The sequence below is a fragment of the Bradyrhizobium sp. WSM471 genome (genome assembly GCF_000244915.1).
GTDB lineage: Bacteria > Pseudomonadota > Alphaproteobacteria > Rhizobiales > Xanthobacteraceae > Bradyrhizobium.
In genome coordinates, this window is record NZ_CM001442.1 from 4,807,091 (window position 1) to 4,825,657 (window position 18,567).

At 64.9% G+C, this 18,567-nt stretch carries 18 protein-coding genes; 10 read left to right on the top strand and 8 right to left on the bottom strand.

The window, feature by feature from the left end; translation table 11 throughout:
- Positions 1 to 10: 10 nt before the first annotated feature.
- The gene (locus tag BRA471DRAFT_RS21450; protein WP_007611038.1) at positions 11 to 1,093 is read right to left on the bottom strand and encodes a COX15/CtaA family protein; all 1,083 of its coding nucleotides are present in this window, start codon (positions 1,091 to 1,093) and stop codon (positions 11 to 13) included.
- 93 nt (positions 1,094 to 1,186) lie between these two features.
- Here BRA471DRAFT_RS21450 and BRA471DRAFT_RS21455 point away from each other — a divergent pair, with 93 nt between their 5' ends.
- The gene (locus BRA471DRAFT_RS21455; protein ID WP_007611039.1) at positions 1,187 to 1,408 is read left to right on the top strand and encodes a DUF2842 domain-containing protein; all 222 of its coding nucleotides are present in this window, start codon (positions 1,187 to 1,189) and stop codon (positions 1,406 to 1,408) included.
- Here the strand turns inward: BRA471DRAFT_RS21455 and BRA471DRAFT_RS21460 are convergent.
- On the bottom strand, positions 1,398 to 2,438 hold the full coding sequence (locus BRA471DRAFT_RS21460; RefSeq protein ID WP_007611040.1) for a polysaccharide deacetylase family protein: 1,041 nt from the start codon (positions 2,436 to 2,438) through the stop codon (positions 1,398 to 1,400). The two genes, BRA471DRAFT_RS21455 and BRA471DRAFT_RS21460, sit on opposite strands and share 11 nt — an antisense overlap.
- A gap of 126 nt (positions 2,439 to 2,564) precedes the next feature.
- Here BRA471DRAFT_RS21460 and BRA471DRAFT_RS21465 point away from each other — a divergent pair, with 126 nt between their 5' ends.
- A complete protein-coding gene (locus BRA471DRAFT_RS21465; protein WP_007611041.1) occupies positions 2,565 to 3,746 on the top strand; it encodes a GNAT family N-acetyltransferase in 1,182 nt (393 codons plus the stop codon).
- 201 nt (positions 3,747 to 3,947) lie between these two features.
- Here the strand turns inward: BRA471DRAFT_RS21465 and BRA471DRAFT_RS21470 are convergent, their stop codons facing one another.
- A complete protein-coding gene (locus BRA471DRAFT_RS21470) occupies positions 3,948 to 6,221 on the bottom strand; it encodes an exopolysaccharide transport family protein (RefSeq protein ID WP_007611042.1) in 2,274 nt (757 codons plus the stop codon).
- A gap of 203 nt (positions 6,222 to 6,424) precedes the next feature.
- Between BRA471DRAFT_RS21470 and BRA471DRAFT_RS21475 the strand changes: the two genes are divergently transcribed.
- The 3 genes from BRA471DRAFT_RS21475 (at position 6,425) to BRA471DRAFT_RS21485 (ending at position 10,657) form a co-directional block, all read left to right on the top strand.
- Entirely contained in the window at positions 6,425 to 7,558 is a 1,134-nt protein-coding gene (locus tag BRA471DRAFT_RS21475; RefSeq protein WP_007611043.1) for a glycosyltransferase family 4 protein, read from the top strand.
- 120 nt (positions 7,559 to 7,678) lie between these two features.
- Positions 7,679 to 9,229, top strand: a complete 1,551-nt coding sequence (locus BRA471DRAFT_RS21480) for an undecaprenyl-phosphate glucose phosphotransferase (RefSeq protein ID WP_007611044.1) — start codon at positions 7,679 to 7,681, stop codon at positions 9,227 to 9,229.
- Between the two features lie 171 nt (positions 9,230 to 9,400).
- Complete coding sequence (locus BRA471DRAFT_RS21485; protein ID WP_007611045.1) at positions 9,401 to 10,657, top strand: O-antigen ligase; 1,257 nt, start codon at positions 9,401 to 9,403, stop codon at positions 10,655 to 10,657.
- Here the strand turns inward: BRA471DRAFT_RS21485 and BRA471DRAFT_RS21490 are convergent.
- Positions 10,626 to 11,102: a MarR family transcriptional regulator gene (locus tag BRA471DRAFT_RS21490; protein WP_050992708.1), complete on the bottom strand. Its 477-nt coding sequence runs from the start codon at positions 11,100 to 11,102 to the stop codon at positions 10,626 to 10,628. The genes BRA471DRAFT_RS21485 and BRA471DRAFT_RS21490 overlap by 32 nt on opposite strands.
- A gap of 146 nt (positions 11,103 to 11,248) precedes the next feature.
- Here BRA471DRAFT_RS21490 and BRA471DRAFT_RS21495 point away from each other — a divergent pair, with 146 nt between their 5' ends.
- Positions 11,249 to 12,445, top strand: a complete 1,197-nt coding sequence (locus BRA471DRAFT_RS21495; RefSeq protein WP_007611048.1) for an FAD-dependent monooxygenase — start codon at positions 11,249 to 11,251, stop codon at positions 12,443 to 12,445.
- Positions 12,446 to 12,538: 93 nt separating this feature from the next.
- On the opposite strand, the gene BRA471DRAFT_RS21500 is transcribed toward BRA471DRAFT_RS21495, so the two are convergent.
- Positions 12,539 to 13,012: a MarR family winged helix-turn-helix transcriptional regulator gene (locus tag BRA471DRAFT_RS21500; RefSeq protein ID WP_007611050.1), complete on the bottom strand. Its 474-nt coding sequence runs from the start codon at positions 13,010 to 13,012 to the stop codon at positions 12,539 to 12,541.
- A 117-nt stretch (positions 13,013 to 13,129) separates the two neighbouring features.
- On the opposite strand from BRA471DRAFT_RS21500, the gene BRA471DRAFT_RS21505 reads away from it, so the two are divergent.
- Entirely contained in the window at positions 13,130 to 13,636 is a 507-nt protein-coding gene (locus BRA471DRAFT_RS21505; RefSeq protein WP_007611052.1) for a hypothetical protein, read from the top strand.
- Here BRA471DRAFT_RS21505 and BRA471DRAFT_RS21510 read toward each other — a convergent pair.
- Genes BRA471DRAFT_RS21510 through BRA471DRAFT_RS21520 form a run of 3 tightly spaced genes read right to left on the bottom strand, consistent with a single transcriptional unit; the run spans position 13,587 to position 16,368 of the window.
- Positions 13,587 to 14,765, bottom strand: a complete 1,179-nt coding sequence (locus BRA471DRAFT_RS21510; RefSeq protein WP_007611053.1) for a trans-acting enoyl reductase family protein — start codon at positions 14,763 to 14,765, stop codon at positions 13,587 to 13,589. The genes BRA471DRAFT_RS21505 and BRA471DRAFT_RS21510 overlap by 50 nt on opposite strands.
- Positions 14,766 to 14,779: 14 nt before the next feature.
- Positions 14,780 to 15,562 carry a DUF169 domain-containing protein gene (locus tag BRA471DRAFT_RS21515; protein ID WP_007611054.1) on the bottom strand — a complete coding sequence of 261 codons (783 nt, stop codon included), beginning with the start codon at positions 15,560 to 15,562 and terminating at the stop codon, positions 14,780 to 14,782.
- Between the two features lie 56 nt (positions 15,563 to 15,618).
- Positions 15,619 to 16,368: a YdcF family protein gene (locus BRA471DRAFT_RS21520; protein WP_231171161.1), complete on the bottom strand. Its 750-nt coding sequence runs from the start codon at positions 16,366 to 16,368 to the stop codon at positions 15,619 to 15,621.
- Between the two features lie 203 nt (positions 16,369 to 16,571).
- Between BRA471DRAFT_RS21520 and BRA471DRAFT_RS21525 the strand changes: the two genes are divergently transcribed.
- The 3 genes from BRA471DRAFT_RS21525 to BRA471DRAFT_RS21535 all read left to right on the top strand — a co-directional run bounded on the left by BRA471DRAFT_RS21525 (position 16,572) and on the right by BRA471DRAFT_RS21535 (position 18,463).
- A complete protein-coding gene (locus tag BRA471DRAFT_RS21525; protein WP_007611056.1) occupies positions 16,572 to 17,513 on the top strand; it encodes an acetamidase/formamidase family protein in 942 nt (313 codons plus the stop codon).
- A 199-nt stretch (positions 17,514 to 17,712) separates the two neighbouring features.
- Positions 17,713 to 17,910: a hypothetical protein gene (locus tag BRA471DRAFT_RS21530; protein ID WP_007603456.1), complete on the top strand. Its 198-nt coding sequence runs from the start codon at positions 17,713 to 17,715 to the stop codon at positions 17,908 to 17,910.
- Positions 17,911 to 17,983: 73 nt separating this feature from the next.
- Positions 17,984 to 18,463, top strand: a complete 480-nt coding sequence (locus BRA471DRAFT_RS21535; RefSeq protein WP_035974168.1) for a GcrA family cell cycle regulator — start codon at positions 17,984 to 17,986, stop codon at positions 18,461 to 18,463.
- Positions 18,464 to 18,567: the final 104 nt, after the last annotated feature.

Consider the following 18,567-nt stretch of genomic DNA (forward strand, 5'->3'; position numbering starts at 1 on the left):
GCTGATCCGATCAGCCGGGCTGACCGACGGGAACCGCGCGTGGCTGCACTTCGGTCGAATGCCGTGGAGCGAGCCGCTCTGTCTGCATCACAGCAAGCGTCAGCACCACGATGGCAACCGCCTGATGCGCGAGCGCCAGATCGATCGGCACCTGGTTGAGCAGCGTGAGGATGCCGAGCAATGCTTGCAGGCTCACCCCGCCCAACAGCAAAAGCGCCCCGCTTGCCGCGGCCTCCGCGCGCGAACGGGCCGCATCCAACGCGTGCAACGCCGCCAGCGCGAACAGCGCATAGGCCGTCATGCGGTGCTCGAACTGCACCGTCAGCACATTGTCGAACATGTTGCGCCACCACGGCGTTTCGAACCACAGCCGCTCCATTGAGGGAATGAACGCGCCGTCGATCTGCGGCCAGGTGTTGTAGGCGCGGCCGGCGCGCAGGCCCGCAACCAGCGCACCGAAATAGATCTGGATAAAGGTCATGACGAGGAGCAAGGCGCTGGTGAAGCGCAGCCGCGACGATGCTGCGATCTGCGGCCGTTCGGCGAGCCGCCGCACCGTCCAGACGATCCCGGCGAAGATCAACAGCGCGAGCACAAGATGCGTCGCCAGCCGATATTGCGAGACCTCGACGCGTCCCGACAGGCCTGAGGCCACCATCCACCAGCCCACCGCGCCCTGGAGCCCGCCGAGCCCGAACAACAGCCATAGCCGCCGCTTCAACTCACCGGACAGGCCGCCGCGCCAGAGGAAGAACAGGAACGGCAGCAGATAGGCGACGCCGATGAAACGGCCGAGCAGCCGATGGCTCCATTCCCACCAGAAGATCTCCTTGAACTCGGACAGACTCATGCCGGCGTTGAGTTCGCGATATTGCGGGATCGTCTTGTAGGCCTCGAAGGCCGCCGTCCACTGCGCTTCCGAGAGTGGCGGCACGCTGCCCGTGACCGGCTTCCATTCGACGATCGAGAGCCCGGATTCCGTCAGCCGCGTCGCGCCGCCGACCAGCACCATCAGAGCGATCAGCGCAGCCACTGAGATCAGCCACCAGCGCACGGCGCGATGCGGTTCGGACGGGGCGGAAATCGTCGTCATTCGAGGCAAAACCAGAGCTTGAACCGGACTGCGTGCCCCTTATAGTCCCCCGCTCCCGCAGCGCAAGTTACGCGAAAGCCGCGATATTCCGTCATGACGATCCGCACCCGCAAGTTCCTCGGCACCATCCTGCTCCTGGTGCTTGCCACCGTCTGGGCCCTGCTCGGCATGGCGCTGGCGCAGATGCCGTGGATCGCCGAATCCGGCTGGCGGCAGGCGATCTATTACGTGGTGGTCGGCATGGGCTGGGTGCTGCCGGCGATGCCGATCGTGAGCTGGATGCAGCGGCCGGACCGGGCGAAAACTAGTTCGTAGTTCCGCCCGTCGGTTTCACCGGCGCAAAAGCAACCCCCGACACCAGCACCCGCATGATGCGCAGCGAGCGCACCCGGCCATCCCAGGAAATGCGCGGCAGCGCGCGCAGATTGGTGCGCCCTTCCGCATCCACGACGCCCGGGATCGTCGTCACCGCGCTGGCAAAGCCGGCCTCCTCCGCCATGATGACATGGCTGCGCCGGAACGAGGCGCGATCGCCGAACGGAAAGGCGAGATGCCGGATATCGCGATCGAAGGCCGCTTCCGCCACCGCCTTGCCCATCGTCATCTCGCGCAGCGCCGCCGCATCCTTCATGTTGGCGAGAACGGGATAGTTCACGGTCGCACTGCCGATCGTCACCAGCGGATCGGCCGCAAGCCTCGCCAGATCCTCCCACTTCATCGATGCCTCGCGCGAGAGCGCGGCAAGGTCGACCCGGTAGCGCGTGCAGAGGTCTGCGATCGCAGCCGACACATCCGCCGGCGGCAGCGAGCGCAGCCAGGCCTCGAGGAACGAAAACAGCGCCTGCTTCTCGGCGTTATCAGTAACCGTGAAGCGCTGCTCCTTGTCGCCCATCATCAGGCTGACACGGCTCTCGCGCGCGATCACCTGTTCGAGTCCGAGCCACCAGGCCTCACCGACGCCATCGGGAAACGCCGTGGGCACGTAGATCGTGAAGGGCACGGCGTGGCGCGCCAGCACCGGATAGGCAAAGTCGATCAGATCCTTGCCGGCACCGTCGAAGGTGAGGGCCACGAAGCGCCGGTGTTCGGACAGCGTCACCGCGCGCCGGCAGACCTCGTCCATGCCGAGAAAATCATACTTCCACCGCTTCAGCGCGCGAATGGCGCGATCGAGGAAATGCGGCGTGATCTCGTTTTCGCGCAGCGGCTGAAACCCGCCGCGCCGCGGCCGCACATGCGCAAAGCGCAGGATCGCGCCGGCACCACGACTGCGCAGCGCGGCCTGGCCTGTGAACCAGGTCAGCTCAAGGCGCAGCCGTTCCAGCCATCTGTCGTCGGATGCCACTATCCCACCTCGCGCCCGTCGGCGGCCGTCCCCCCTCCTATAGTCATTACCCTTTGTTGACATTTCTTTGCAAAGGTCGGCCACAGGCCGAATTACGCATACTTTGATTTCTCGACAGGTTCGCGAATGACCATGGCTGCGGCGATGCAAAGCCGGACGGCAGAATCGCCAGCGGGGTCGAAAGCGGGCCGCATCGCGCATGTCGATATCGTCACAGATCTCGGCGCGGCCGAGGCCGTCTGGCGTGGCTTCGAGCAGCCCGGTCACCTCTTCACGCCCTATCAGCGATTTGATCTGCTCAGTCCCTGGCAGCGTCTGGTCGGCGAGCACGAACGCGCCCGCCCTTTCATCGTCGTTGGCCGCGACGCCGAGCATCAGCCGCTGCTGCTGCTGCCGCTCTCGCTGCGTCAGAACCATGGCGTGCGCACCGCCTGCTTCATGGGCGGCAAGCATACGACCTTCAACATGGGCTTGTGGAACGCTGGGTTTGCGGCGCAGGTCGCCAGCGCCGATCTCGACGCGCTGTTTGCACCGCTTAGCGAACATGCCGACGTGCTCGCACTGACGCAGCAGCCGCTGCACTGGAACGACCAGCAAAACCCGTTCGCGCACCTGCCACGCCAGAGCGCGATCAACGGCTGCCCGCTGCTCACGATGGAACCGGGCGGGCCGCCGGCATCGCGGATCAGCAACTCCTTCCGCCGCCGCCTCAAGAGCAAGGAGAAGAAGCTCCAGGCGCTCGCCGGCTATCGCTATCATCTGGCGACGACCGACGCCGACATCACCCGCCTGCTCGACTGGTTCTTCCGCGTCAAGCCGGCGCGGATGGCCGAACAGAAGCTTCCCAACGTCTTCGCCGAGCCCGGCGTCGAGCCATTCGTCCGCAGCGCCTGCCTTGCGCCACGTGGTGACGGCCGCGTCATCGGCATCCACGCGCTCGAATGCGACGACGAGGTGATCGCGATCTTCGCCGGCGTCGCCGACGGCCAGCGCTTCTCGATGATGTTCAACACCTACACGATGTCCGAGCACGCCCGCTACAGCCCCGGGCTGATCCTGATGCGCTACATCATCGACCGCTGCGCCGAGCGCGGCTACCGCTCGCTCGACCTCGGCATCGGCTCGGACGAGTACAAGCGGATGTTCTGCAAGGACGACCAGGACATCTTCGACAGTTTTGTTCCGCTAACGTCACGCGGGAAATTCGCGGCAATGGCGATGTCCTCGCTGAGCCACGGCAAGCGGCTGGTGAAACAGAACCAGATGCTGTTCGACCTCGCGCAGCGGCTGCGGCGAGCGTTCGGGTAAGAATTTCCCGGTTGGGAAACGCTCCCTTGCGGCGCATCCTTCGAGACGCCCGCCTCTGGCGGGCCCTCAGGATGAGGGGAGAATTCGCGGCAGCACCTTCAACGGATTCCGATTTAGCCAAGCCTCATCCTGAGGAGACCGCGAAGCGGTCGTCTCGAAGGACGAGGCGCTCGCTCGGGCCCCGCAGAGAGGGCAAGGACATTACGCCGCCACGACCCGCGGTGCGTCCCTCGCATCCGACGGCTGCACGGACCTGCGCAGCATCGTCACTTCGCTGAAGCCGACGGCGCTGAGCTGTTCGCACATCAGCGCGCGTGCATCCGGCGCCATCGACGCGTCGGGCACCACGACGGCGCGGGCATTCGCCGTCAGGAGCTCGGCGGGAAGGTCGGAAGCACTGCCGGCATCGAGCAGCACGTGGTCGTAGGCGCGCAGCAGCGCGTCGATCGCGAGCGTCACGCGGGGCGACTGCAACAGGCTGCGATCGAAGCCGGCACGGCCGGCCATGACCAGATGCAGCCGCGAGAGCTTGTCCCGGGTGATGATCTGCGCGAACGACGCCTCGCCCTGCATCAGTTCGGCAAGGCCCGGGGCCGAGGCATCGACGGACACGGCGGCGATGGTCGGCGAGGACGCGGCGAGATCGACCACGACGACCCGCGCATCGCGCGCCAGATGCCGGGCCAATGTCAGCGTCGATAGCGTGATGGCTTCGCCGCTCGCGGTGCCCAGTACCGTGACTTTCTTCGCCATGGCTCCGGCGGCGCGCAGGCTGTCGGCCAGACGCTCGATCTCCGCGAATTCGGTGACGTCGGCATCGGCCGTCATCTCCGGCTGCAGCGGCGCAGGCTCTGCCATCACCGGACCGACGATCGGCTCGGCGAAGGGCTCGACCACCGGTTCGACGATCTGTTCCCGGCGAGCCGACGCCCGCGTCAGCGCTGGCGTGAACGCCGCTACCGCACGGGGCGCAGTCTGGCGCAACAACTCTCCGGTGACGACGACGCCGGACGAGAGCAGCAGTGTCGCGATCGTCGCGATCAGCACGATCGGCAGCTTCTTCGGATAGGCCGGCGTGTTCGAGACCACGGCGCGCGAGATGATGCGGCCATCCGTCGGCGCGGTGTCGATGGTCTCGCGGGTGTTGGCTTCGCGGTACTTCGCGAGATAGGTTTCGAGCAGGTCGCGCTGGGCCTTGGCCTCACGCTCGAGGGCGCGGAGCTGTACGTCCTGGCCGTTGGTGGCCGTCGCCTGCTTCTTGAGCTGCTCGAGGCTCGCCGACAATTCCTGGACACGCCCACTGGCGGCACGCGCATCGTTTTCGAGCGTGCGGGCGAGCTTGGCGGCCTCGTCGCGGATCTGGGTGTCGAGGTCGGCGAGCTGCGCCTTCAATTCCTTGATGCGCGGATGGTTGCCGAGCAGCGTCGAGGATTGCTCGGCCAGCTGCGCCCGCAACGCCACGCGCTGCTGGGAGGGCGTGCGCATCGATTCCGAGTTCAGCACTTCCGATGATTCGATCGGCTTGCCGCTCTGGATCATCTCGCGGATCAGGCGCGCCTTGGACTCGGCATCGGCCTTGAGCGCGCGTGCGTTGTTGAGCTGGGTGTTGACCTCGCCCATCTGCTGGTTCGACAACGTCGTGTTGTTGGTGCCGACGAACAGGCTCGACTTGGAGCGGAAATCCTCGGCCTTCGCTTCGGCCTCGGAGACATTCCGTCGCAGCTCGTCGATCCTGCCGGCATACCACTGGCTGGCGTTTCGGGCCTGATCCTGGCGCGCATCCTGCTGGAGCACGAGATAGCCGTCGGCGATCGAATTGGCGACGCGCACGGCGAGATCGGGATCGGCAGACTGGAATTCGATTACGATGACGCGCGACTTGTCGACGGCGTAGGCCTGGAGGCGCTCGTAATAGGCGTCCAGCACCCGCTCTTCCGGCGTCATCGAGAACGGATCGCGGCCGATGCCGACCAGCGCCGCAAGCGACTTCAGCGGCGAAATGCCTTGCAGCACAGGATCAAACTCGGGCCGTTCCGCAAGCTTGTTCTTCTTGATGATCTCGCGCGCGAGATCACGCGACAGCACGAGCTGCACCTGGCTGGTAACGGCTTCGGCGTCGAGCGCCTGCCGTTCCTCGGCGCGATCGCTGTTCGGGCGCAGAAACACGTTCTCGCGGCCGTCGATCAGGATGCGGGATTCAGACTTGTAGCGCGGCGTGATCAGATTGACGATCGCGACGGATGCGACGAGCGCCAGCACCGTCGGCACGATGATCCAGCCGCGCTTGCGCGCCAATGCCGCGCCGAGTGCGTGCAGGTCGATGTCGCCGGATTCGACTGGCGCCGGCCTCGGAGCAATGGGTGCAGGCTTCGCTTCAACCCGGGGCTCGAGTTCGGCCCGCTTGGCTGCGGCCTTCGAGACAGCCCGCTCGACCACCGCCTTGTCCTTGCCGGCACGCCAGAACGCTAAACGCATCGAACACTCCCGCAGGCGCAACGCCACGAACCTACCTCAACCAGGGCGATTACACTCCATTAAGGTTGCCGCTGGGTTAATCGTGGCGTGCCGCAGCTCGCGCGGGCACGCCCGTCACCGTTTGTTAACCACGAGGGCTCTTAATCCGTCTCGATATTTCGTGAGTTTGTTCGAGCATTCGCCGTCGAGCGCTGGTTTTGATCATGCCCCCCTCTCCCGACCAGCCGCTTCGTATCCTACACGCCGTGCGCGCTCCGGTCGGCGGCATTTTCCGCCACATCCTCGACGTCGCCAACGGCCAGGTCGATCGTGGCCATCATGTCGGCATCCTCGCCGACAGTCTCACCGGCGGTGAGCGCGCCGACAAGGCCCTTGCCGAGCTCGCACCGCGGCTGAAGCTTGGCGTGCACCGGATGGCGATCCGCCGCGAACCGTCGCCTGACGATGTTCTGGTCTGGTTCCGCTTGCGGCGCCTGATCGCCACGCTCAAGCCCGACGTCATGCATGGCCACGGCGCCAAGGCCGGCGCCTTCATCCGCATGCGGCGGCGATCCGACGACACCATCCGCATCTACACCCCGCATGGCGGCTCGCTGCATTATCCCCTCAACACCCTCAAGGGCGAGTTTTACGCGCGGCTCGAGCGTGCGCTGATGGACGCGACCGACCTGTTCCTGTTCGAAAGCGCGTTTGCCCGCGACACCTATCAGCGCATCGTCGGCAAGCCGAAGGGCGTGGTGCATTGCGTCTTCAACGGCGTGACGCCGGAGGAATTCGAACCTGTCGTCATGGCCGACGACGCCACCGACCTCGCTTATGTCGGTGAGTTCAGGCACATCAAGGGCGCCGATCTGCTGGTCGAAGCGGTGGCGCGCCTGCACGAGGGCGGCAAGAAGGTCACGCTGACGCTCGGCGGCGACGGCGAGGAGACCGCGGCGCTGAAAGCGCAAGTCGAGAGGCTCGGCCTCTCCGGCGCCATCCGCTTCATCGGTCACGTCAAGGCACGCTACGGCTTCTCCAAGGGGCGGCTACTGGTCGTTCCCTCGCGTGGCGATTCCATGCCCTATGTCGTGATCGAGGCCGGCGCCGCCGGTATTCCGATGATTGCGTCCAAGATCGGCGGCATTCCCGAGATTTTCGGCGCGGAGAACCCGGCGCTGTTCGCGCCGAGCAACGCGGAAGCCATGGCCGAGGCGATTGCCGCTGCGCTCGACAATCCGCTGGGAACAGCGCAACGCGCCTCGTCCCTTCGCGAGCGCATCTCCGCGCATTTCTCCCAGCAGGCGATGGTCGAGGGCGTGCTCGCGGGCTATCGCGACGCATTTACCAATCACTAACCATTCTTAAGACCCGCTTTAGAGAATCTTCCGATTTGTCCGATAATCCGAGGGCCAGGGGATGCTCGCCCGGGCAGCAAGGACGCGGCCCGCGGGTTTTTGGAATGGACGTGGACGCCCGTGGAACCGCTCAACGCACGCTCGATGCTCGATGCCGCGACCAGCGCCGCGGCGAAGCCGGCTGACCGGCCCTTTGTGGAGCGCCGCCAGCGGCTCTCGCCCGCCGCGCTCGACGTCGTCAACCAGAAGGTCGCCCGCGCCTATTCACCGATCGTGATCACCGGCTTCGTACGCCTCGCCGATTTCGCACTGCTGAGCCTCGTCGGCATCGTACTCTATCTCGGCTACGTGATGCCGCACGCCGGCTCTTTCAGCTGGATCTATCCCGCGCAGATCATCGCCGTCGCGGTTTGCGCCGTGGTCTGCTTCCAGGCCGCCGACATCTATCAGGTGCAGCTGTTCCGCGGTCAGCTCCGGCAGATGACGCGGATGATCTCGTCCTGGTCGTTCGTCTTCCTGCTGTTCATCGGCATCTCCTTCTTCGCCAAATTCGGCAGCGAAATATCGCGGCTGTGGCTTGCCGCCTTTTACGTCCTCGGGCTCGCCGCGCTCCTCTGCGAGCGTCTGGTGCTGCGCTCGCTGGTGCGCGCCTGGGGGCGCGAGGGCCGGCTCGACCGCCGCACCATCATCGTCGGCTCCGACCGCAACGGCGAACAATTGGTCGAGGCGCTGAAGGAGCAGGAGGATTCCGACATCCACGTGCTCGGCGTATTCGACGACCGCAACAACAGCCGCGCGCTCGACACCTGTGCCGGCGCGCGCAAGCTCGGCAAGGTCGACGACATCGTCGAGTTCGCCCGCCGCACCCGCGTCGATCTCGTGCTGTTCGCTCTGCCGATCTCCGCCGAGACGCGCATCCTGGAGATGCTGAAGAAACTCTGGGTGCTGCCGGTGGACATCCGCCTCTCCGCACACACCAACAAGCTGCGCTTCCGCCCCCGCTCCTATTCCTATATCGGCGAGGTGCCGACGCTGGATGTGTTCGAGGCGCCGATCACCGACTGGGACCTGGTGATGAAATGGCTGTTCGACCGCGTCGTCGGCACCATCGCGCTGCTCGTGGCCTTGCCGGTGATGGGATTGGTGGCGCTGGCCGTGAAGCTCGACAGCCCCGGCCCCGTGCTGTTCCGCCAAAAGCGCTTCGGCTTCAACAACGAGCGCATCGACGTCTACAAGTTCCGCTCGATGTACCATCATCAAGCCGATCCGACGGCCTCGAAGGTCGTGACCAAGAACGACTCGCGCGTCACCCGCGTCGGCCGCTTCATCCGCAAGACCAGCCTCGACGAGCTGCCGCAGCTCTTCAACGTCGTCTTCTCCGGCGATCTCTCTTTGGTCGGCCCGCGTCCACATGCGGTGCAGGGCAAGCTGCAAAGCCGCCTGTTCGACGAAGCCGTCGACGGCTATTTCGCCCGCCACCGGGTCAAGCCCGGCATCACCGGCTGGGCCCAGATCAACGGCTGGCGCGGCGAGATCGACAATGAAGAGAAGATCCAGAAGCGCGTCGAGTTCGACCTCTATTACATCGAGAACTGGTCGGTGCTGTTCGATCTCGTCATTCTGCTGAAGACGCCGATCTCGCTGCTGACTAAGAACGAGAACGCGTATTGAGTTGTGGTCATGCCTCGCCTTGTGCGCAGTTGCGCACTGGGGCGGGGCATCCAGTACGCCGCGGCGCTGAGATTCAGCCGCGCTGCCGCGGAATACTGGATCGCCCGGTCAAGCCGGGCGATGACAGAAGTATTTGTGCGCGTAGCAGTTGCGTAAACGAATGAGCGTGTGATGGCGTATGCGGCAACAGCCGGGGAGATGAATGCAGCGGTTCGCGCTGCGCCCGGCGTGCTGGCCCTCCAGCGCGCGCTGGTATGGCTGGTCGGCGCCTCTGGCGCGATCGTCTTCATCGAGCCGAGCCCCTACGAGATCGTGACGCTGCTGGCCACCGTCACCTTCTTCGCCACCGGCCTGCGTCTGCGGCTCGCTTTGATGCCACTGGTGCTGATGCTGGTCCTGCTCAACATCGGCTACACCATCAGTGCAATCCCGCTGTTCGAGCAGTCCGAGGTCGTGAGCTGGATTGCGACCTCCTGGTACATGGCGGTGACAGTCGTGTTCTTCGCCATGGTCACGTCGGAGGACACCGCGGCCCGGCTCGACATGCTCCGCCGCGGGCTCGTTGTCGGCGCGATGGTCGCCTCGCTATTGGCGGTCGCCGGCTACTTCCACCTGATTCCCGGCGGCGACGACCTCCTTACACTGTACGGACGCGCGCGCGGCACCTTCAAGGATCCGAACGTGCTCGGCGCCTTCCTGATCCTGCCGGCGCTGTTCTCGCTGCAGAGCGTCGTCTCCGACAAGTTCGGCAAGGCGTTCCGCAACGTCATCGCCTTCGGCATCATGTCGCTGGCGATCCTGCTCGCGTTCTCCCGCGCCGCCTGGGGCGGGCTGGTGCTGACATCCGCCTTCATGCTGGCGCTGATGGTGCTGACCAGCCGGACCAACGCGCAGCGCTCGCGCATCATCGTCATGGCGATCCTGGCGGCGGTGCTGGGCCTCGCGCTGATCGCAGTGTTGATGTCGTTCGATTCCACCGCCGAGATGTTCAAGCAGCGCGCGAGCTTCGACCAGAGCTATGACGAAGGCAGGTTCGGCCGGTTCGGCCGGCACATCCTGGGAGCGGAGATGGCACTCGACCTGCCGTTCGGCATCGGCCCTCTGCAATTCCACCGCTTCTTTCCCGAGGACACCCACAACTCCTATCTCAACGCCTTCATGTCGGGCGGCTGGCTGTCCGGCATCTGCTATCCCGCGCTGGTCTTCACGACCGTCATCATGGGTGTCAGGCACATCTTCGTGCCTGTGCCCTGGCAGCGCGCCTATCTCGCGGTGTTCTCCGCCTTCGTCGGCACCGTCGGCGAAAGCTTCGTGATCGATACCGACCACTGGCGGCACTTCTGGATGATGCTGGGCGCGATGTGGGGCATGATCGCGGCCGCGCAGATCTACAAGTCTAGGGCTGGCGACGAAGCTTCTTCAGCTTGAGATCGGGGCGTTTCTCCGGCGGCGTGTCGAGCAGGCCCTTCAGCGCCGCGGTTGCCGCAAGCACACCCTTGTAGCCCTCATTGGCGAAGCGCAGCAGCAGACGCAATTCCTGGTCGGAATAGCCGCCAAGAACCTTCTCCATCGCCCGCTGCATCGGCACGTAGAACTGGCCCAGCCTTTCTATCGCCTCCGGCACGACGGCAATGAAAACCTTGCGACGATCGGCATCGTCGCGCTCACGACGCACCAGGCCTGCCTTTTCGAGTCGGTCGATCACCCCGGTGATGGCGCCGGTCGTGAGCCCCGTCACTTCGGCGAGCCGGCCGGCGGTGACGCGGCCTTCGAGATACAGGATGTCCATGCATTCGAGGTCGGAATTGGCAATTCCGGCAACGTTCGCAACGGTCTGGCCATAGAGCACGCCCTGCGCGGACGACCTGCGCATCGCCTCCTCGAGCTCCTGCAGCAGCGCAGCGCGCGCCTTCGTCCTTGACAAGGCCGACCTCATCTCTTAGTCGATATATATCTTAGTCACTAAGATATTTAGCGACCATAATTCTCCTGGCACCACGGAAACGTCGGGAGCAAGCGATGTCCTATCGTCCCCGCAAGGCCCTGATCATCGGCGCCGGCATCGCCGGCCCCGTCGCGGCGATCCTGCTGCGCCGCGCCGGCATCGAGTCCGCGATCTACGAGGCCTGGCCCTATTCGAAAGGCATCGGCGGCGGCCTTCAGATCGCGCCGAACGGCATGCAGGTCATGGACGAGATCGGCCTTTCGAACGAGCTGATCAGCCGCGGCTCGATCGCGGAATCGTTCGACTTCTATTCGCAAGCCGGAGAGAGGCTCGGCTCGATCAACCGCGACATGGCGCGGCGCTTCGGCCAGCCCGCGGTCAATGTCTGCCGCGCCACGCTGAACGAGATGCTGATCGACAAGGCCTGGTGCGCATGCGTTTCGCTTTATTTCGAGAAGCGCCTGATCAAGATCGAGGATCGCGGCGACCAGCCGATCATCGCCTACTTCGCCGACGGCACCACGGCCGAAGGCGACTTCCTGATCGGCGCCGACGGCGTACACTCGGTCGCGCGCCGCCAGGTGGTGCCGGACGGGCCGCAGCCGTTCGACACCGGATTGATCGGCTTCGGCGGCTTCGTGCCGCACGCCGTCCTCGACGGCCGGCCCATCGGCCGGAACGTCGAGACCACGTTCGGGCAGAGCGGCTTCTTCGGCTACGGCTATTGCAGCCCCGATCCGGACGACGGCGTGATGTGGTGGAGCACGCAGCCGGCGCACGGCATGGACGCGGCGATGTTTCGCGCGCTCGACCACGCGACGCTGAAGCAGCATCTGCGCGGCTTCCACCGCGGCTGGCACGATCCGATCCCTGGCATCATCGAGGCAGCCGAGAACATCGTGGTCACCGACACGCTCGACGTCGACACCCTGCCGACCTGGTCGCGCAAGCGCTCGCTGCTGATCGGCGATGCCGCCCATGCGACCAGCCCCCATGCCGGTCAGGGCGCCTCGCTCGCGCTGGAGGATGCGATGCGCCTCGCCCGGTTGATGCAGAAAGGCCAGGAACTCGGCGCCACTTTCCAGGCCTTCGAGGCCGAGCGGCGCCCGCGCGCGGAAAAGATCGTCGCCATGGCCCGCCGCAACGGCAACAGCAAGCGCGAGTTCAGCGCCACCGGCGCGTGGATCCGCAATCAGATGATGAAATGGCTGCTGCCGCTCGGCGCAAAGGGCATGGATTTCATGTACGCGTACGATGCGCGGGCGGTGTAAGCGCATCAGGTCGAATCGTACTCGGCCTCGGCACGGGCGGCGCCAGAAGGACGCAGAGCGTCACCACATAGTCGATGTCGGCACGACGATTGATCAAGCCTCTGTAGCACTCTCTTGGTCTTCAAGCCTCTTGCGCAGCACCTTCATGAGGCGACCGGCGGCCCTGAGGTCTTCCATCGGCAGACCTTGCACGAGAGAGTTGATCCTGGGGTCATACAGGCGGATGGCAGCATCGTAAGTCTTCCGTCCCTTGTCCGTCAGCACCACAAGGTGGGCGCGACGGTGATGTGGATTGGGCTCAAACGTAACGAGCCCCTCCTGCGCCAGGTCATTGACGATGCGCTGAACGTTCTGGCGGTTCGCTCCAAGGTCGCGGGCGAGCCAGGCGACCGGCTGGGCGCGGTCCGCGGCTACGATCGCCCCCAGAATTTGCCAGCGGGCGCTGGTCAGACCGAGCGGAGCGACCAGCCGGTCGCCCCACGTCACGGTCAGGTTGTTGACCCTGAACAGATCGAGAATGAGGTCAGTCAAGGCATCACCGGCCGGAGATCGCTTCGTAACGCGCATATTGTCACCATGAATTTATTGACACCATCATGTCAATATGGTTCTTTGCATCATCAATATCGACATCATCATGTCATATTGAACAAGCTAGCCGTTCTCGGTCAAGGAAACCCAATTATGATCAAGGTGATTCATCCCATTGCTGGCGCCATCGCGCTTCTGACCATCTCGACGTTTTGGCTGTCGACCGCGCTCAGCGAGCTTTTCGCATCCCAAGCCGTCATCACCGCCGTCAAGACGGCCATACCGTGGGGCTTTCTTTTGCTGGTCCCGGCGCTGGCGGCGGCGGGCGGCACGGGCTTTACACTGGCACGGGGTCGGCGAGCCGGGCTGGTCGGCGCGAAGATCAAGCGAATGCCACTGATCGCCGGCAATGGCATCCTGGTCCTGGTCCCGGCCGCACTGTTCCTCGCACACAAGGCGAGCGCCGCCGAGCTCGATGCAGTCTTCTATGCAGTGCAGGCTGTCGAGCTTGCCGCAGGAGCTGTGAACATCACCTTGCTCGTGCTCAACACGCGAGACGGCTTGAGGATGAAAGGTCGGTTTCGCCGCCCGGGAGAGGCGAAGGTGACAGCTACTCCTCCACAGCGAACGTCAGCCCCGCGTTCTCGACCAGCCGCTTGATCAGCTTGTGCCGCATCGCCGCGCCCGGCGTCCAGAAGCCGGCTGCGACGTCGGTCGTGTCACGCAGCATGCAGATGGCGCATTCGGAGATCATCTTCGAGGTCGAGCCGTAGCCGGGATCGCGGTCGCCGGTGACGCCGGCGCGAACCATGCGGCCATCAGGTGCGATCGCGATATAGAGCAGATCGAACAGACCGTTCTCGCGCTCTTCCTTCGACGGCCCCTCGCCCGGCTTCGGTGCGTCGGGGCCGGTCTTGCCCGCATTGGCAGCCATCACGAGCTTGGCGTTGGCCTCCCCCTTCTCGCCGGGACCGGTCAGGACCATCTCGTCGTAGACGAAGTCCTGGCCGTAGGGAAATCCCATCAGCATGTTGGAGCGGTGAACGTTGCGCGTGTTGATCAGCGCCATCATGAACGGCGCCGCCCAGGATTGCAGGTCCTCCTCGAAGGCGGCCCTGTTGCCTTTCGGCTGCTTCGGGCCGCTGAAGCCGGGCGTCAGCGCAAAATGATCGTTGAGAATGGCGACAAGGCTGAGATCCTTCGCCACGGCATCGAAGGTCGCCTTCGCGCTCGCGGCGGTGCCGCCCGAGAGCGTGCCGCGCATGTCGCGCACGCGGCCCTTCACGCGCGGGGCCGGCGCGCCGAAGACATTTTTGGCCTCTTCCTGGACGAAGAACGTACCGAGCTCGAACGGCACGGAATCATAGCCGCACGAAAACACGATCCGCGCGCCGCTCTCTTTTGCGGCCGCCTCGTACTTGTCGATCATCTGGCGCATCCAGATCGGCTCGCCGCAGAGATCGAAATAGTCCGTGCCCGTGGCCACGCAGGCCGCGAGCAATTCCTCGCCGTAGAGCTGGTACGGTCCGACGGTGGTGATCACGGACATCGTCTGCTCCGCCATCGCCTTCAGCGAAGCCGCATCCGACGCATCCGCGACAATCAGCGCCGTATTCCCGGGCGCGCCGATCGCATCGCGCACCGATTTCAGCTTGCCGAGGCTGCGGCCTGCCATCGCCCATTTGAGCGAATGGTCGCTCTTGTAATGCTGGGTCAGGTATTCGGCGACGAGCTGGCCGGTAAAACCGGTCGCGCCATAGACGACGATGTCGAATTTCGCAGAGCTCATGGTCGGCCTTTGCTTTACTTCTTCGCGTAGCTCACGCCCATGCCGGCACGGACGTCGCTTTGAATCCCATAGGGCGGGATCGGATAGCGCAGGCCGTTCTTCGCCAGCGCCTTCATGCCCAGAACCGCCTTGGCGAGATGTTCCGGCTTCAAGGCCATCAGCATCTCCTCGTCCGGCACGCCGCCATAGCGCCGTTCGGCATAGCATGGCAAGGACAGGCTGGGCTCACCGCTCTTGAGCGCCCTGCCCCAGGAATCGGCGCAAGCGGTCTCGCCGACCACGCCCCATTCGAACTTCTTGTAGCCGGTGTATTGCAGCCCGTTGATCAGGATGATCATCTGCCCCGGGGTCGCGTAGACGAGACAGATGTCCGGCGGATCGAGCCGGCCGCTCGACAGCGGACTGACCGCGAGCGCCTGATATTGCCCGAACGGAACCACGTCCAGCGCCTCCTGGCGCTTGCGTGCGTCCTCTGCCGTGCCGTGCCAGACCCCGACATAGTTTTCGCCGGCGAGCCATTTCTCGTCCTGCGGTGCAAGGCCGATCACCGCGCGGCATTGCGCGCCGACGAGATCGTCGGCGGTGATGCCGACGGTCCAGCCCAGACGCGCCGCCATGCTGACGATCTGGTCGGTGGTGTGGACCGCGTTCGGCCGCCGGATTTTCGGGATTGCCTCCATGTCCGCGGTGCGCGCGAACAGCTTCATGCCGATCACCGTGGTCTTCAGCCGCAGCAGGCTATTGAGATCGGCGACGAGCCCGGCAAGATCGATGCTGTCTGCACTCTGCTGTTGCATGGCGTCCTCCCGGCCGGCAGTCGCGCGCCGGCGCTGTTATTGCTTCTTGAACGGTTCTAGTCCTTGGCCGGTCCCGGGAGCAACTCGCCAGTCCGGCCCATCAGGCGGTAGGCGACGAGCCCGATCCATTCGCGCACGGCGACCTCGGTTCGACCGAGCCCGTCCGCGCCGACATTGGTGAAAGAGAAAAGATCGTCACGGCCGCCCATTCGCCAGTCCACCGGATAGGCTTCGACCTCAAATCCCGCCTTGCGAAAGATCCCCATCGAACGCGGCATGTGAAAGGCCGAGGTGACCAGAAGCCAGCGTTCGCCCGGTTTGGGTGCCACCAATTGCCTGGTGAAGATGGCATTCTCGTAGGTGTTGCGGGAGTCCCGCTCGAGGGTCAGGCGCTGCTTCGCGATGCCCAGATTCTCCAGGATCGGCGCGGAGTAGTCGGCCTCGCGGGAGTCCGTCGAAACCAGGTTCGCGGTGCCCCCGGTGAAAACAACCCGCGTGTTCGGATAGCGGCGCGCGAGCTCGGCCGGCGCAAACAGGCGATCGGCCGCGTGCGCGACGATCGGCGTGCGGTGCGCCGCCGACAGATCGGTGTCGATCGAGCCGCCGAGCACGATGATGCCATCGGGCGCCCCGCGCGACGGATCCCACGGCGGAAAACGCGACTCCAGCGGATAAAGCAAAAGGTTGCCGAGCGGCGAGAACGCGGCGAGTGCCAGCATGATCAGCGTGGCCGCGGCGAGCTTGCGACCGAATGCGGCAAAGCGCGTCGCCATCAGGACAACCGAGACGATCCCGAGCTCGATCATCAAGTTGATCGGCAGCACCGCGGCGCCGAGGGTCTTGGACAGGACAAAAAGCAGGGGAGCCTCGCTGGAATGATCGTGCCTGGTGCGCGCGGGCTTGACCCGCCCGTCGATCTTCAGAAAGCTTCTTGGAAGAGGATCGATTGCCTGGTCAAGCCCGGCCGTCGCTCATGGGAAGCTCAGAAACAACCGACCAGAGGCGGCCAATGACCCATCACCACCTGCATTCCAGCCCCGAGACCTGTCATTGGGGCTTCTTCGAGGCTGCGCTCAAGCCCGTTCTCACGATCGCGAGCGGTGACGAGGTCACGATCGACACCATCAGCGGCGGTCCGGACATGCTGCCCGACCCCAGCAAGTTTCACATCCCGCCCGAGATGCACGAGGTTCACGCCAGGAACGAGCGCATGCTGCCGGGCCATATCCTCACCGGCCCGATTGCGGTCGAGGGGGCCGAGCCCGGCGACGTGCTCGCGGTCGAGATCTTGGACGTCCAGCTCCGGCAGGATTGGGGCTGGAACATGATCAAGCCGCTGTCCGGCACCCTGCCCGACGATTTCCACGAGACGCGCATCCTGAACATCCCGCTCGACCGGTCGCGGATGGTCGCCCGCATGCCGTGGGGGCTCGACCTGCCGCTCAAGCCGTTCTTCGGCGTGATGGGAGTTTCGCCGCCTCCCGCCTGGGGCCGCATCTCCTCGCTGGTCCCGCGCGCCATGGGCGGCAATCTCGACAACAAGGAGCTTGGCGCGGGTGGGACGCTGTACCTGCCGGTGTTCGTCCCGGGCGCGCTGTTCTCCTGCGGCGACGGCCATGGCGTGCAGGGCGACGGCGAGGTCTGCGTCACCGCGATCGAGACCGCGCTCCAGGGCCGCTTTCGCCTGACGCTGCGCAAGGACCTCAGGCTCGACTATCCCCGCGGCGAGACGGCGACGCACTACATGACCATGGCGATGGACCCCGATCTCGACCAGTGCGTGGTGCGGGCGCTGCGCGACATGATCGTGCTGCTCGGCGAGAGGCGCAATTTGTCGCGCGAGGACGCCTATACGCTGTGCAGCCTGGCGGCCGATCTGCGGGTGACCCAGACCGTGAACGGCTCCAAGGGCATCCATTGCATGATCGAAAAGGCGATCGTGCACGGCTGAGGCGACCTGCCCACGCCTGACCGGTCGAAGCCACGCCGCCGCCTGCCTGCCGCGCGGCTTGCCCAGTCATGCCTAATTTCCCTCGCGATTCCAACGAGCTGACCGAGCGCCGCAGCCTGCATTTGACTTCCGCCTCCAAACCTAAATAGAGTCTTAATCGTAACTTTTATGTACCCGCGTATGAGGCTAGCGTTTAGGCATGGCCACCGAAAAAGCCGAGACTGACCGCATTCCCGTAACCTTGGCGCTCTCGACCATCACCTATCTGGAGAAACTGGTGAGACAGGGCACCCACGGCACCAGCGTTCCCGGCGTCGCACGTACCTTGATCGAGGAAGGTATCCGTCTCGCCATCAAGGACGGGCTTTTGTCGATTCGCGACAATGGCAGGACGTGAGCGCGCGCCGAACGTGAGGCGGACGGATCTCGAGAGGCGGATGGCCGACATCTGCAACCTGGGACCGTTACACATGCCTGTTCTCTCACCCACCTGGACCGACGAACGCATCGAACTGCTGAGGCAGCACTTCGAGGCCGGCCTCTCCTGCCGCGAGATCGCCGCCGACATCGGCGTCAGCCGCAATGCCGTGATCGGCAAGCTGTCCCGCCTCAATCTGACGCGCGGCCGGACCATCGACGACCGCAAGGTTCAGGACAGGGGCTCCGCGCCTTCGCGCACGTCACGGACGGTGCCGCGGCTGCAATACGAGATGCTCGCCACGATCTATGGCGAGACCGGTGCGCCGATGGTCGCCGGTCCGATCGACGACGCCAATCGCTGCTCGCTGCTGGAGCTTGCCGAGAACCGCTGCCGCTGGCCGATCTCGACGCCTGGCGCGGACGATTTCTGCTTCTGCGGCAACTCCGCACCCGACGGCCAGTCCTATTGCGCCGGCCACAGCCGCCTCGCCTACCGGCCGAACTCGCGCGCGCGCGTCATGCGCGGCTAGAGTGATAGCCTGGAGCCATGTCCTAGAGCCATGTCCCAAAACGAAAAACCTCCGGCAGGGCATTGCCGGAGGTTTCTGGAGGTTTAGCATCAAGTCAGAGCCGC

Bases quoted from the DNA above. Each gene is read 5' to 3' on its own strand.
- BRA471DRAFT_RS21485 (WP_007611045.1), top strand. From the start codon at position 9,401: ATGGCGTATGCGGCAACAGCCGGGGAGATGAATGCAGCGGTTCGCGCT.
- BRA471DRAFT_RS21465 (WP_007611041.1), top strand. From the start codon at position 2,565: ATGACCATGGCTGCGGCGATGCAAAGCCGGACGGCAGAATCGCCAGCG.
- BRA471DRAFT_RS21500 (WP_007611050.1), bottom strand. From the start codon at position 13,012: ATGCGCGTTACGAAGCGATCTCCGGCCGGTGATGCCTTGACTGACCTC.
- BRA471DRAFT_RS21470 (WP_007611042.1), bottom strand. From the start codon at position 6,221: ATGCGTTTAGCGTTCTGGCGTGCCGGCAAGGACAAGGCGGTGGTCGAG.
- BRA471DRAFT_RS21450 (WP_007611038.1), bottom strand. From the start codon at position 1,093: ATGACGACGATTTCCGCCCCGTCCGAACCGCATCGCGCCGTGCGCTGG.
- BRA471DRAFT_RS21525 (WP_007611056.1), top strand. From the start codon at position 16,572: ATGACCCATCACCACCTGCATTCCAGCCCCGAGACCTGTCATTGGGGC.
- BRA471DRAFT_RS21515 (WP_007611054.1), bottom strand. From the start codon at position 15,562: ATGCAACAGCAGAGTGCAGACAGCATCGATCTTGCCGGGCTCGTCGCC.
- BRA471DRAFT_RS21455 (WP_007611039.1), top strand. From the start codon at position 1,187: ATGACGATCCGCACCCGCAAGTTCCTCGGCACCATCCTGCTCCTGGTG.
- BRA471DRAFT_RS21495 (WP_007611048.1), top strand. From the start codon at position 11,249: ATGTCCTATCGTCCCCGCAAGGCCCTGATCATCGGCGCCGGCATCGCC.
- BRA471DRAFT_RS21520 (WP_231171161.1), bottom strand. From the start codon at position 16,368: ATGATCGAGCTCGGGATCGTCTCGGTTGTCCTGATGGCGACGCGCTTT.
- BRA471DRAFT_RS21530 (WP_007603456.1), top strand. From the start codon at position 17,713: ATGGCCACCGAAAAAGCCGAGACTGACCGCATTCCCGTAACCTTGGCG.
- BRA471DRAFT_RS21475 (WP_007611043.1), top strand. From the start codon at position 6,425: ATGCCCCCCTCTCCCGACCAGCCGCTTCGTATCCTACACGCCGTGCGC.
- BRA471DRAFT_RS21510 (WP_007611053.1), bottom strand. From the start codon at position 14,765: ATGAGCTCTGCGAAATTCGACATCGTCGTCTATGGCGCGACCGGTTTT.
- BRA471DRAFT_RS21535 (WP_035974168.1), top strand. From the start codon at position 17,984: ATGCCTGTTCTCTCACCCACCTGGACCGACGAACGCATCGAACTGCTG.
- BRA471DRAFT_RS21505 (WP_007611052.1), top strand. From the start codon at position 13,130: ATGATCAAGGTGATTCATCCCATTGCTGGCGCCATCGCGCTTCTGACC.
- BRA471DRAFT_RS21490 (WP_050992708.1), bottom strand. From the start codon at position 11,102: ATGCGCAGGTCGTCCGCGCAGGGCGTGCTCTATGGCCAGACCGTTGCG.